Origin of the sequence: Candidatus Rhabdochlamydia sp. T3358, assembly GCF_901000775.1 — a bacterium.
GTDB lineage: Bacteria > Chlamydiota > Chlamydiia > Chlamydiales > Rhabdochlamydiaceae > Rhabdochlamydia.
This window is the reverse complement of the sequence record NZ_CAAJGQ010000018.1, coordinates 41458-54589: the sequence shown is the minus strand read 5'-3', so window position 1 is coordinate 54589 and position 13132 is coordinate 41458. Positions and strand designations below refer to the sequence as shown.

The following is a 13132-nucleotide window of genomic DNA, read 5'->3' as shown; positions in this document are numbered from 1 at the left end:
TCTAAGGGTGCAAATAACTGTTAAAAAATACCATTTTTGAGAAATAGAGCTGTTCCTATCAGGCTATTGACGAGAGGCATGTTTTTACAGAAAAACCATCGATTCAAATCAAGCTTTTGTTACACTCTTCTTTTTATTAAAAATATACAATTGCGACTTAGAAGGTTTTGAAATATGTCTAGCATTATTGTTGTAGGGGCTCAGTGGGGAGATGAAGGGAAGGGGAAAATCACTGATATATTGGCAAAATCAGCTGACTTTGTCGTTAGAGCTCAAGGAGGAAACAATGCAGGACATACTATTTTAATAGATGCTAAAGAACTTCGATTTCATTTAATTCCATCGGGTATTTTACATCCTAATACACAGTGTTTGATCACAGGCGGTACTGTGATTGATCCAAGTTCTTTTTTAGAAGAGGTGGACTGTTTAAGAAAAGAAGGGATTGATTTTACAGATAGGTTGTGGTTGTCTAATTATGCGCATGTGATTTTCCCTTATCATAAACTACTAGACAAGTTGTATGAAAAGCAGAAGAAAGACCAAGCTATTGGAACTACAGAGAAAGGGATTGGGCCTTGTTATGCGGATCGATCTAGCAGAATAGGGATTCGATTAGCAGAATTTGTGCGACCAGATATTTTAAGAAAAAGGCTACAAACCGCTCTTTTTTCAAAAAATCAAGAATTGCAGAGCATTTTTCAACAAGAGCCGCTGTTATTAGATTCCTTATTAGAGGAGTGTCATCAACTAGCTGCCAAATTGAAATCTTTTGTAGCTCCTGTTGAAGAATGGATTGCTGAAGCTCTCAAAAAGGGAAAAAAAGTGTTATTTGAAGGAGCTCAGGGTACTCTTTTAGATAACAATTTTGGCTCTTATCCTTATGTAACTTCCTCTAACACGATTGCAGCTGGTGTTGCTGCAGGGGCGGGAATTGGTCCAACAAGAATCGATCATGTTCTTGGTGTAGTAAAAACATATACAACGCGTGTAGGGGAAGGGCCTCTGCCGACTGCTTTTACAAAGGAAGAACAGAAAATGTTTGTTGCATCTAAAGCGCGTGAAATAGGGACAACAACAGGAAGAGCAAGGCGTATGGGTTGGTTTGATGCTTGTCTAGTTCGTTATTCTGCAAGGTTAAATGGGCTTGACTCAATGGCTTTAACCAAATTGGATATTTTAGATACATTGGATGAGATTAAAATTTGTACGCACTATCGCTTAGATGGGGTTATTTTGGAATCCCCTCCTGCTTTAATTGAAGATCTAGCGCGAGTTGAGCCTATATATGAAGTTCTAGAAGGGTGGAGAAAAGAAACCTCTCAAGTGTCCTCTTATGAGAAGCTTCCAGAAAAAGCTGTTTATTATCTTAAGCGAATTTCAGAATTAATAGATGTGCCCATTAGTATGGTCTCAGTGGGCCCTGATCGAAAGAGCACTCTTTTTTTACAGCAATTCTTTAAAAAATAATTTACTATGCAGACATTAAACGCTCCAAGCTCTTTGGAAGATCCTTTAGTTCTAGATAAAAATATGCTTCCAAACCATGTTGCAATCATCATGGATGGAAATAGGAGATGGGCTAAAAAAAATGGCCTGCCTGCTATGATGGGGCATTGGCAAGGTGCTAAAACGATTATTGACATTGTAACCGCTGCAATTAAATGGGATATAAAAGTATTAACCGTTTACGCTTTTTCCACGGAAAATTGGCAAAGATCGCAGCAAGAAGTAGATAGTTTAATGTATCTATGTAAAATTTATTTGCGTAGATTTTGTTTTAAAATGATTAAGGAACAAGTTCGATTGCAGACAATTGGAGATCTTACTAAAATACCTAAAGATGTTTATCAAACTATATGTGATGTAAAGCAAGCAACCGAAAACTGTAATCGAATTGATTTAGTACTAGCCATCAATTATGGTGGTAGAGATGACATTAAAAGAGCTCTTGTTAATATCGTAGAGGATGTTCAAAGTGGGCGTTTAAGCAGGTCTGAAATTAATGAGCAACTAATTGCTCAATATTTAGATACTTCTTACTGGCCTGATCCAGATCTTCTCATTCGTACAAGTGGAGAAAAAAGACAAAGCAACTTTCTGCTTTGGCAGCTTTCTTATAGCGAATTTTATCACACAGAAGTGTTATGGCCAGATTTTTCTGAGAAAGAGCTAATAAAAGCTTTATATCAATTTCAACAACGTCAAAGGCGATTTGGAGGCCTATGACCACAAAGAGAATGGCAGATTTAAGAACTAGGTTAATGACCTCTATTTCAGTAGGGATTTGTGTTGCCACATTAATTATTTTTTCTCCTTTGCCTTTTGTTAGTCTTCTATTAATGTTTTTTGTAGCTGGAATTTCTGCTATTGGAGTTTGGGAATATGCACAGTTAGCTATTGCTAAAAAACGACGTCCAGCAACGCGATTGATGATGGCTATAGCCATTTTGGAAGTAATTGCTTTATATATATCGCTCGTTTTTGTGGATCTTCCTCAACTGCCGATTTTAGTTGTAGCGTTAGGCGTTATTGCTTTTTTTATACATCGTTTTAAAAAAACAGCAGGAGCTTTGAATGAAATTGCGATCGAATTTTTTGGAATTATTTATGTAGCAGTTCCTTTGAGCTTATTCTTAGGAGTCCTTTATCCTAATCCCCATCAAGGGTTTCCTCAGGAAGGGCGTTGGTGGCTTTTATACTTGATTGTTGTCACAAAAATTACCGATGTAGGCGCTTATTTTGTAGGGAGACTGTGGGGAAAAAATAAATTGTGTCCTTCTTTAAGCCCTCAGAAAACAGTAGAGGGAGCAATCGCTGGATTTATTGGTGCTGTTTGTGCAAGTATAGCTATTCATAAACTAGCTGTTTACATGCAAGCGGAATGGTTTCATCTTTCTTTTTCAGAGTCCGTATGGCTTGGGATGTTAATTGGAATATTAGGGCAAATTGGAGATTTAGCAGAATCTCTTTTAAAAAGAGATGCCGCTGTAAAAGATAGTAATGCTCTGCCTGGACTGGGGGGTGTTTTAGATATGGTAGATTCTTTACTATTTACTACGCCTATTATATATTTCTTTTTGCGGATGCATTAAAATTATGATCATTACTATTGATGGCCCTGCAGCAACGGGCAAAACAAGCGTTTCAAGACAAGTAGCTAAAAGATTGCATTTTACGTATTTTGATACGGGCGCTATGTATCGAGCGTTTACTTGGTTTTTTCTTAAATCTCAAATTGCAATTGAGCAAATAGAAGAGATTAAAAAGCTAGTCGATCAATTTCCTTTTAAGATTGAAACAAAAGAGCACGATAAAAGATATTTTGTAGGAGATCAAGATGTAACAGAAGAGATCCGATCTCATCTTGTTACTTCTCATGTATCGGAAGTATCTGCTATAGATTGTGTTCGCTCTAAGCTATTGGATATTCAAAGACAATGTGCTACTCAAGGGGATTTTGTTTTTGAAGGCAGGGATTTGGGAACTGTTGTTTTCCCTCAAGCTGAAATTAAAATTTTTTTAACAGCTGATCCGCGCACCCGAGCAGAAAGACGTCTAGCTGAATTATTAGCCCAGTATCCTAAAGAAGAAATAGAATTAGCTAAGCAATCCATGCTAGCGGACTTATTAAAAAGAGATCATTACGATTCTAATCGATTGAGTGCTCCCTTAAAATGTCCACCAGATGCATATAGAATTGATACCTCTACATTAAGCTTAGATGAAGTAGTTGATCAAATTATTCAATTTACTGCAGAAAAATATCCTGAAAAAATTCCATGATAAAACCTAATTGGGCATCTGACCATTCTCTTTCTTTTCTCTATCGTATGGTGATATTTTTCACATGGTTGTTCTTTAAAGTTCTTTATCGACATAAAGTATATGGATTAAAACACATATACAAAGGATCTGCGATTATTGCAGCAAATCACTCATCATTTTACGATCCCCCCATTTTAGCCATTTCTTGGCCAGAAGAAGTGCATTTTTTAGCACGGGAGAGCTTATTTAAACCTGCTCTATTTGGTCCGTTTATTCGAAAATTGAACTCTCATCCAGTGCAAGGGGATACAAGTAACATTAGAGCATTTAAAGTTATACAAGAGCTTTTAGCATCTGGAAAAAAAGTAATTCTTTTCCCAGAGGGAACAAGAGCTTATGAAGATCGATTGGGGGAATTAAAATCTGGAGTTGCTTTTTTAGTCCTTCGTTCTCAAACAGCTGTAATTCCTACTTATATTCATGGAACGTTTTCTATTTGGAATCGAGAAAGGAAACTCCCTAAATTGTGGGGAAAAACCGCTTGCATATTTGGCAGTCCAATTTCTTATGAAAGATTTCAAGGTCTTGATAAAAAACAAGCACAAAAAGCCCTTACCGAAAGTCTAGCTGAGTCTATACAAAATTTACGTACCTGGTATGAGGGGGGGGCTGAAGGGGATCCTCCTTAAAAATGCGATCAAGATGACTCGAACATCCACCAAGTTGCCCCGGCTAGAACCTGAATCTAGCTTTGTCTACCAATTCCGCCATGACCGCATAAGATAGATAGTATATCGGAAAGAGATTTTTAGTTTAAGCTAGATTAAAAACCAGAGTGCGATTTAACCTGGTAGATTCCATAATGAAGGAGATAAACAAGATGAGTGAATTCATAAAAGAAATATTGGAAGACGACTTTGATAAAGAAACAAGACAAGGAACTATGTTAATTGATTTTTTTGCTGATTGGTGTGGTCCTTGTCGACAATTAACTCCTATTCTAGAAGAGGTTGCTAAAGAAGTAAAAGAGGTGAATTTTATCAAGATAAACATTGATGCTGCTCAAACAGTAGCAGCTCGTTTAGAGATTACTTCTATTCCTACTTTAGTTTTACTAAAGGATGGAAAGGAAGTAGATCGAGTTGTTGGTCTAATAGAAGCAGATGATCTAAAAACATTTCTTGCGAAAGCATAAGTTAAATTTTATTTTTTAAGGCAGGTATTTTACTTGCCTTAGCTATTTGATCCAATGTAGTACATCTCGAACAATAGACCAGCGTTTTTCTTGAGGAGCTGCAATTTCTGTTTTGCCTTTAACCCAAAGATCATATTGCTTTTCTGTGAATCCTTGATTATTTTTTAACTCTAACCATTGGTTGAGATAGTTAAGAAACTTAGGACTATCTGCATTAATGGCATAACCTAAAGTATCTATTCCAATTGCAGGGCTTGGAATCACAATACGGTAATTGCGATGCTTTAAAATCCATGCAAGAGCTTGTTGTTCTTCCCATAGTAAAGCTGCCTGTTTTCCTTTTAGAGTGAACTCTTCAAAGTTATCCAAATAAATAATCCTATCAGCAGGAAAGAATTCATGAGCTACTTGTTCATAAGAAGAGCCTTTAAGCACGGCAATTTTTAAATCTGGAGTATTAAGAATTTTTTCCATAGAGGAAAATCTTTTTCGCATTTTTTCTTCTGTAACCAAAATTAATCTTGCATCTAGATAAGATTTGGCAAATGAAAGATTTCTTAGTCTTTTTTCATTCATGCTTAATGCAGACATGGCAATATCATATTTCTTTCCTTCTATATCGGAAATGACATTATTATAAGAGAGAGGCACTAATTCTAATTTACAGCCAAGGTCATAAGCTAATTCATAAGCAAAGGCCATGTCGTATCCGACTAAATGGTTGTTTACATTATAAAAACAAAAGGGAGCTACATTAGGATAATAACCCACTCTTAAGGTTTTAGTAGTTAATATATGATCAAAAGCATCTCCTTCAAAAGGGTTTGATGAAGGAATTGTTTTATAGATCTTTACAGGAATGGTGGAGGTAATTGTTAACTCATAGATGCTTTTAGCATCGTTTTTAATAGTTGGTAGTGGATTAAAAGATTTAAGAATAAGGAATAGGATAACCATAGGAAGCAGGGTAAAAAAAGTTTTACTAATGATTCTATTCCATCTAAAAAGCAGCATGTTACGACAAGAAAGAGTGATAAATAAAGAAAGTGAAGTAATTTGCATAGCAGACAACATGGACTGAAATCCAGAGGTAAAAGGGAGGGTGGTTAAGTACAAGTTAATCGCATTAATCGGTAGGCCTAAAGAATCTAGAATGAAGGTTAAACTATTAATCCACGAACCTAGTCCAACCGAGCCTAAATTTGTCAAAAAGGTAGTTACAAATAATTCGATTTGAGAAGAAAATCCTAACGGCAAACCATAGAAAATAGATATAAAAAATACAAATAAGGTAATGAAAAGAGCTCCTAAAGGTAAATTAAAAACAACAGATACAGTTCCTTGTATTTGTGTTTGAGCTTTCTCATCGGTAGGATCAATAATAGCTGTTTCCTTTTTGAGTAATTCAATGATGTAGGGCAAGCAAACAATGACTACATTTGTTGTATAAGCAAGTACTAAGATAGGCAGAGTTTGTTGTAGCCATTTATAAGCAGGAATAGAAGTTAGCATGCTTGTAAGTCTGGGAAAAATCCAAAATATAATCGAACAAGTCCCTAAAAGGTATAAAATTACATAGGTACTGACTTGCTTAACGGTAGAGAGTTGGATGGTACCTACTTGATTGGCTATAATTAAAAAAGTTCCAATCGGTGTAATCCGAGCAATCCAAGCGGTAATTCGTGTTAATGCACTTACTAAATTTTGTAAACCATTCATAATGACATCTTTCTCTTTAAGATGGATCAATGCAATTCCAATCAGAAGAGAAAAAATTACAATAGCTGGAACAATGTTATTGGTTAGATCATAAAAAATATTATCGGGAATGAGCAATTCAGCAAAGTTTAAATGAGGCGTATCGCTAGATATATAACCAGATGTTTGAGGACTACTAGAACGTGGAAATAAATGAGAGACCGTATAAACCATTAAAATGTTAATGGTCCAAGCTAAACTAATAAAAAAGACACCTCGTTTTACAATTAATTTGCCTTGAGAAGAACTTAGCTGTCCTACTCCGTGGATGATAGCTCCAATTAAATAAGGGATAGCTGTAACTTTGAGGAGTTTGATATATGCAGATGCATAAGAAGCAAAAACATCACATAAATCGCCCAGGAATAGGCCAAAAAGAATCCCAAACACTGTGGCGATTGCCATTTGGAAAGCTAAAGAAATCTTAAATAAACGCATAAAATCTATGGGAGTATCTAGTCATGGATCGTTATTGTATATCAGAGCAGTATGGGTAGATTTATGCAATTGGATTTTAGGATTTTTTTATAAAAACTAACGACCTAACGTATATCTGTTTTGGGCTCAGCGATTTCCATAGGATGTATATTTTCTTTTGAAGAAAGAGAATCATAGGAAGCATTTGCTTGAACCACCTCTATTTCAAAAGTCAAAAGAGAGTTAGGAGGAAGATTGTGATGCATCTTATAAGCAAAATCAGGGTGAATATAGATAGTGCGTTTTTCTCCTTCTTTCATACCAATTAACCCTAAGCGTAATCCTGTAATAATTTCATCAAGAAAAAGCACTTCTTCATTAGCATCACTGAAAGTAGAACCATCGAGAAATTGTCCTTTATAGTGTACTAAAGGAGAAAAATGCGACTGTATTGCTTCACCAGCGCCTGTTTTCTCTATGCGATATTGAACCTTGCCATTTTCTATGCTTACTATTTCTGCATCTGCAGCATTTTTTTTAAGGAAGGTTTCTGCTTTTTCTAAATTTTCTTTGGATTCTTGCTCGAAAGCTAGTTCTTTGGCAGCAACAATTGCTTCTACACACTCATTTTCTGTCATAGGGGATTCTTTCCCATCCGCAGCTTCTTGCAGTCCTTTAATAACCTGTGCCAGATCAAGCTTGACTTTACCATTCTTTTCTAAGTCTTGTTGAATCAGGTTTTTCCCGATCAAATGCCCAAAAGCTCGAGAAAGCTTTTCAATTTCATCGTGATGAATAACTAATTCACCAGGAGGGCTTTCTTGACAAGGGGCAGCTTGTGTCATAAATAGAGCACAGGCTAATAAGAGATATTTTTTTGACTTCATGGGCTGCTACCTCGGAGCATAAATGAGTGTATTTGCTGTTCATCTTAAATCTTATGTCCAAATGATTTCAATAGGTTCTATTTGAACTTTTAATTCATTTAGTTGTTTTTTTTCTACTTTTGCAGGAGCTTGCATCATTAAATCACTAGCTTTTTGTGTCTTGGGAAAAGCAATCACATCTCTAATATTTTCTGTTTTTGCTAAAATCATTACTATGCGATCCAATCCAAAAGCAAATCCTAGGTGAGGAGGAGTTCCATATTCCAGAGCTTCTACAAAAAAGCCAAATTTTTCTTGAATAGCACTTTTAGATAAATTGAGAATTTCAAATATTTTATTTTGTAATTCACTGTTATGGATTCTCTGAGACCCTCCTCCAATTTCATACCCATTTAAGACAAGGTCATAAGCCAAGGCACGGACCTTTAACGGGTCTGTATTTAGCATGTCCAAATCTTCAGAGTGAGGAGAGGTAAAAGGGTGATGCTCGCTTTCTATGCGTCTTTCATCTGCATTCCAGCGAAGCAGAGGGAAATCGGTTACCCAAACAAAATGCATGGCAGATGGATCTATTAAATTTCTTTCTTTTGCAATTTTTCTGCGGAGATGGTCTAGGCCTTGGTTAATTCTTGCCTCTTCTCCTCCTGCTATTAAAATCAAATCGCCTATCTCGCATTGCATACGGTTTTTTAAATCTGTTAGTAGATCAGGAGAAAAGAACTTAGTAACATTCGAGCTTAAGCCTTCAGATTGACACTTCATCCAAGCTAAACCGCTAACGCCAAATAAAGAAACAAACTGTGCATATGTTTCTATTTCACGGCGTGATAAATCTGCTCCATTTTTTACCAAAAGGGCTTTGATACAACCTTTTTGCGTTAGCTGCTCGCGTAGAATAGTAAATTCACTCTGTTCTATGATATCGTCAAGGCGTACAAGAGGCATTTTAAAGCGCAGGTCAGGGTGATCGGTCCCATAATTTTCTAAGCAATCTTTATAACTCATTTTAGGAAAGCAAATCGGTGGAGTATCAGGTAAAGCGGTTTGAACGACCTTAGTCATTAATTCCTGAATAATACCCATAATATCTTCTGGTGTCTCAAAACTCATTTCCATGTCGATTTGTGTAAATTCTGGTTGCCTGTCAGCACGAAGGTCTTCATCGCGAAAACAAGGAGCAATTTGAAAATAGCGATCTATACCGGAGATCATCAATAGTTGTTTGAATAGCTGAGGTGATTGAGGTAATGCATAAAAATTACCCGGATAGATTCTAGAAGGTACAAGATAATCGCGGGCTCCTTCTGGAGTGGACTTCCCTAGAATGGGTGTTGAAATTTCGATAAATCCTTGCTCACTCATAAAATTGCGAGTGGTTAACATGACTTGGTGCCGCAGTAATAAATTATGAGCAATTAATCCTCTTCTGATATCTAGATAACGATATTTAAGTCGAAGCTCTTCATTTACTTCGATATCCTCATCACAAATAGAAAAGGGAGGTGTTTTAGCAGAAGATAAGATCTCTAGTTCTTTTACATAGATTTCTAACTCTCCTGTAGAGAGTTTATGGTTAATCATTTTTTCAGTGCGTGCGATTACTTGACCTTTAACAGAAATAACCCATTCGCTACGTAAACGCGATGCCTGACAAAACAGCTCTTCTGAAATGGTTTTAGGATCAAAAACAAGCTGAGTTAAACCAAAGCGGTCTCTTAGATCAATGAAGATGATTCCTCCATGATCACGCCTGCGATGTATCCATCCGGATAAGGTGACGATTTTACCTATATGAGAGGATCTTAATTCTCCACAAGTATGTGTTCTACGATAGTCAAACATTAAGCCAGCCTTTAAGATTATCAATTAAATGTTGAATGGAAAAAGTGTGAGATTCACGCGTTGCTAATTTCTTACAAGTGATTTTTCCTGATTTGATTTCCTCATCGCCAATCACTGCAATAGCTGTTGCTTGGATGAGATTTGCAAGTTGCAAACCATGTTGAATTTTTTTACCACTTAAATCCATTTGTGCAGCAATATTTTTATGTTTAAGTTGTGTTGTCAGTTTAAAGGCTAATTGAGTAGCCTGGCTGTTCATGGGAATCAAAAAAAGATCGGGCTTTAAAGGACTTGGGAAGTGAGCTTCTTGTTTTAACATCGTTTGCAGTAAGCGCTCTATTCCTATAGCAAATCCTGTAGCTGGTAAATCAGGACCACCTAAATCTGCTATCAACCCATCATAGCGTCCACCAGCTCCAACAGCATTTTGGGTTCCTAGCTGTTCTGAAGTGATCTCAAATACAGTATTGCTATAGTAATCCAATCCACGAACAAGTTTTGGCTCTACTTGATAAGGGATCTTTAGCTGATCTAATTCATCCAATACTATTTGAAAATGTTCTTTTGCTTCTTTACTTAAGTACTCGCTAATTAAAGGCGCATTTTCCAAGATCTTCTGATCTTGATCTAGTTTAGAATCTAAAATGCGTAAGACATTTTTTTTAAGCCTTACCTGACTATCTTCTGATAATTGATCTTTGTAAGGTGTAAGATATGTCAACAAAGCTTCTTGGTAAGCTATGCGAGATGAGTTATCGCCAACAGAATTAATAGAAATAGATAAATTTTTCAAACCTAGTCTCTGATAAATTTGATACATTAGGTCTATTAACTCTACATCTTGATAAGGATGCGTTGTACCAATTGCTTCTACTCCAAATTGATGTAGCTCTCGATAGCGCCCCGCTTGTGGCCTTTCATAGCGAAACATAGATCCGATATAAAAAAACTTATGAATACCGGGTGTTTGATACAGATGATTACTAATAAAGGCGCGTGCTACAGGGGCTGTTCCTTCCGGTCTTAAGCTTAAAGAGCGTCCTTTGCGATCTAAAAAAGTGTACATCTCTTTTGAAACGATATCAGAGGATTCTCCAACACCTCTCTCAAATAGCTCGGTGCGCTCAAAAATTGGAGTGCGAATTTCCCTGAAGCCATATTTTATAGCTTCTTCACGCAAAATCTGCTCTATATAAGTCCATCGATGAGATTCTTTCCAGAGGTCTTCTTCTTTTGTCTCTTGAGGCAGAATATCAAAAGTTCCTTTTACAATCGGGTATTTCATATCAAATACTTTCCCAAAGTTCTTAAAGCTTGATAGAAGAATTCTAAACTGTGGGTTGCTAAAGAGTAAAGTGATTTTAAATAAAGATACTTAAGAAGCTTTCTTTTCTAATATAAAAAAGGAATAGAAATTTTATATATTCCTTTTTTAGGATCCAAAAGATTTTCGCTTATTGGCATTTTTATTTTCTTTTTGAACTTCTTTTTCTTCCAAAGATAGTGGGAGAAGCATTCGATCTCCCCATAAAGGGATACTAAAAGGTAAGCTTGGATTTATAATATATGTATAGTCTTCATGATATAAAGGAATATAGGGCATTTCATTAATAAAAATTTTTTCTGCTTTTTCTAAGGTAAGCAATCGTTTATCTTCTTGTTCATAGAAAGAACGATCAAGTAGTTCAATATACTCTTGATTTTCCCAATTAGAAAAATTTGTTGCATATGTTTTATGTTTAAATCTTTCCAAGATGCTCATCGGATCATAATACATGGCGTCCCAACACATAAAACACATAGAATAGTTCCCATTTCTCATCTTATCTATGCCTATACTAAAATCTAAGCGTTCCAACTTAATAAGAATCCCTAGAGTTTGTAACCATTGTTGTTGAATAGCTTGTACTAATTCGCTTGTTCCATAATTTTGGGAATGATAATTAAGAATAGCAGAGGCAAAGTCCTTTTTAGTGATTCCTAGTTCTATCATTCCCTGTTTCAATAAATCTCTTGCTTTTTCTGCGTCATTATCCAAAAAAAAGGAACGACAGCGATTTTCTTTTAGGCAAGGTGGAATGATATTCATGATGGATAATCCACCTTGATAGGCTAGATTAATTCGATCCGTTAGAATGTTTTGCTTAACACCTTTACCCATTAAGCCCATCAATTCCTGGCGATTAATAGCAAAACTGAATGCTTTTCGAACTTTAGGATTGTTAAAAGGAAATCTTTCTGTATTAATGCTAATAAATACAGAACGGGGCCTTGGCATGTAAGAAAAAGTCCATTTTTTTTCTAAAGTAGGGATTGATTCTAAAGGAATATTAGTTAGAGAATCTCCAATGATATCGATTGAGCCTTGTTGAAACATCTCTAATGTCACTGCATCATCTTCAACGATATTAAATACAATTTTTTCTGGATGAAGGTCCTCTGTTTTTCGATAATGAGAATTTTTCGTAAAAATTATTTGGTTTCCGTGGTCCCATTTTTCTAATAAAAAAGGACCATTAGATAAACATTGATCTTTATTATTACCGCTCCAATTCGGATTTTGACGATCATTTTTAATGTTTACAGGAAAAAATGCACAAAAAGAGAATAATTGAAAAAGATAAGTGGTTGGTTTTTCTAAAGTGATGATAAGGGTTTTTGCATCAGATGCCTTGATTCCTACTTTGTCTAATGAAATTAAACCTTTTTTTGCAGCCTCTGCATTTTTAATGGGAAAAAATAGCTGGGCATTTACTGAAGGAAAGTGAGGATCGAGAGCATCTTTCCAGGTTTGCTCAAAATCATAAGCAGTCACGGGAGTGTTATTAGACCAGAATGTGTCTCTTAAAGTAAAAGTATAGATAAGTTGATCATCTGATACTTTGTAGGATTCAGCTTGGGCAAGCTTAATAGATCCATCTGGATATCGTTTAACAAGGCCTTCAAGAAGCAAAAAGATCATTTGAGAAGAGAAAATATCTGTCACTTTGCGAGGGTCTAAAGTTTTAGGTTGTGCTTTCATATTTAAATTAAGAATAGGAAGTCCGCCTTTAACTTTCATGGAAGAGCTATAAATAGCCGCAATTGTAGTAATGAACACAAAAATGAGTATATTTTTTAAAAAATATTTTTTAGGGATACAAGAAAAAAATAGCAAAATTCTGCTTGATCTCTCGTGTCTCATTCAAAAAATCCTTAAAAGATTAATTGTAAATTTTATTAATCAGGTATTTTCAGATAAAACAGCATATTCCACAACAACAAA

11 protein-coding genes and 1 tRNA gene are annotated in these 13132 nt (G+C 35.7%); 6 read left to right on the top strand and 6 right to left on the bottom strand.

What is annotated here, in order from left to right; all coding sequences use genetic code 11:
• Positions 1-174: 174 nt before the first annotated feature.
• From RHTP_RS06075 to RHTP_RS06055, 5 genes are read left to right on the top strand one after another with little or no spacing between them, the layout of a single operon-like run.
• Positions 175-1470, top strand: a complete 1296-nt coding sequence (locus tag RHTP_RS06075) for an adenylosuccinate synthase (protein ID WP_138107236.1) — start codon at positions 175-177, stop codon at positions 1468-1470.
• Between the two features lie 6 nt (positions 1471-1476).
• A complete protein-coding gene (gene uppS, locus RHTP_RS06070; protein WP_138107235.1) occupies positions 1477-2229 on the top strand; it encodes an undecaprenyl pyrophosphate synthase in 753 nt (250 codons plus the stop codon).
• Complete coding sequence (locus RHTP_RS06065) at positions 2226-3095, top strand: phosphatidate cytidylyltransferase (RefSeq protein WP_138107234.1); 870 nt, start codon at positions 2226-2228, stop codon at positions 3093-3095. The genes uppS and RHTP_RS06065 overlap by 4 nt, the downstream gene beginning before the upstream one ends.
• 4 nt (positions 3096-3099) lie before the next feature.
• Positions 3100-3786 carry a (d)CMP kinase gene (gene cmk / locus RHTP_RS06060; protein WP_138107233.1) on the top strand — a complete coding sequence of 229 codons (687 nt, stop codon included), beginning with the start codon at positions 3100-3102 and terminating at the stop codon, positions 3784-3786.
• The gene (locus RHTP_RS06055) at positions 3783-4457 is read left to right on the top strand and encodes a lysophospholipid acyltransferase family protein (RefSeq protein ID WP_138107232.1); all 675 of its coding nucleotides are present in this window, start codon (positions 3783-3785) and stop codon (positions 4455-4457) included. The genes cmk and RHTP_RS06055 overlap by 4 nt, the downstream gene beginning before the upstream one ends.
• Before the next feature lie 3 nt (positions 4458-4460).
• Here RHTP_RS06055 and RHTP_RS08825 read toward each other — a convergent pair.
• Positions 4461-4545: transfer RNA gene (locus RHTP_RS08825), tRNA-Leu, on the bottom strand.
• Between the two features lie 85 nt (positions 4546-4630).
• Between RHTP_RS08825 and trxA the strand changes: the two genes are divergently transcribed.
• On the top strand, positions 4631-4963 hold the full coding sequence (trxA, locus tag RHTP_RS06050; RefSeq protein ID WP_171005761.1) for a thioredoxin: 333 nt from the start codon (positions 4631-4633) through the stop codon (positions 4961-4963).
• A 42-nt stretch (positions 4964-5005) separates the two neighbouring features.
• Here the strand turns inward: trxA and RHTP_RS06045 are convergent, their stop codons facing one another.
• From RHTP_RS06045 to RHTP_RS06025, 5 genes are all read right to left on the bottom strand, one after another.
• Complete coding sequence (locus tag RHTP_RS06045) at positions 5006-7159, bottom strand: cation:dicarboxylate symporter family transporter (protein ID WP_138107230.1); 2154 nt, start codon at positions 7157-7159, stop codon at positions 5006-5008.
• Between the two features lie 104 nt (positions 7160-7263).
• Positions 7264-8025, bottom strand: coding sequence for an FKBP-type peptidyl-prolyl cis-trans isomerase (locus RHTP_RS06040; RefSeq protein ID WP_138107229.1), 762 nt, complete (start codon positions 8023-8025; stop codon positions 7264-7266).
• Between the two features lie 51 nt (positions 8026-8076).
• The gene (gene aspS / locus RHTP_RS06035) at positions 8077-9867 is read right to left on the bottom strand and encodes an aspartate--tRNA ligase (RefSeq protein ID WP_138107228.1); all 1791 of its coding nucleotides are present in this window, start codon (positions 9865-9867) and stop codon (positions 8077-8079) included.
• The gene (gene hisS, locus RHTP_RS06030) at positions 9860-11152 is read right to left on the bottom strand and encodes a histidine--tRNA ligase (protein ID WP_138107227.1); all 1293 of its coding nucleotides are present in this window, start codon (positions 11150-11152) and stop codon (positions 9860-9862) included. Before hisS ends, aspS begins: the two co-directional genes overlap by 8 nt.
• A gap of 147 nt (positions 11153-11299) precedes the next feature.
• Complete coding sequence (locus RHTP_RS06025; protein WP_171005760.1) at positions 11300-12967, bottom strand: peptide ABC transporter substrate-binding protein; 1668 nt, start codon at positions 12965-12967, stop codon at positions 11300-11302.
• Between the last annotated feature and the right edge of the window lie 165 nt (positions 12968-13132).

Coding starts and splice junctions, on each gene's coding strand:
- RHTP_RS06075 (WP_138107236.1), top strand. CDS start 175: ATGTCTAGCATTATTGTTGTAGGGGCTCAGTGGGGAGATGAAGGGAAG.
- hisS (WP_138107227.1), bottom strand. CDS start 11,152: ATGAAATACCCGATTGTAAAAGGAACTTTTGATATTCTGCCTCAAGAG.
- aspS (WP_138107228.1), bottom strand. CDS start 9,867: ATGTTTGACTATCGTAGAACACATACTTGTGGAGAATTAAGATCCTCT.
- RHTP_RS06045 (WP_138107230.1), bottom strand. CDS start 7,159: ATGCGTTTATTTAAGATTTCTTTAGCTTTCCAAATGGCAATCGCCACA.
- RHTP_RS06040 (WP_138107229.1), bottom strand. CDS start 8,025: ATGAAGTCAAAAAAATATCTCTTATTAGCCTGTGCTCTATTTATGACA.
- RHTP_RS06065 (WP_138107234.1), top strand. CDS start 2,226: ATGACCACAAAGAGAATGGCAGATTTAAGAACTAGGTTAATGACCTCT.
- cmk (WP_138107233.1), top strand. CDS start 3,100: ATGATCATTACTATTGATGGCCCTGCAGCAACGGGCAAAACAAGCGTT.
- uppS (WP_138107235.1), top strand. CDS start 1,477: ATGCAGACATTAAACGCTCCAAGCTCTTTGGAAGATCCTTTAGTTCTA.
- RHTP_RS06055 (WP_138107232.1), top strand. CDS start 3,783: ATGATAAAACCTAATTGGGCATCTGACCATTCTCTTTCTTTTCTCTAT.
- trxA (WP_171005761.1), top strand. CDS start 4,631: ATGAAGGAGATAAACAAGATGAGTGAATTCATAAAAGAAATATTGGAA.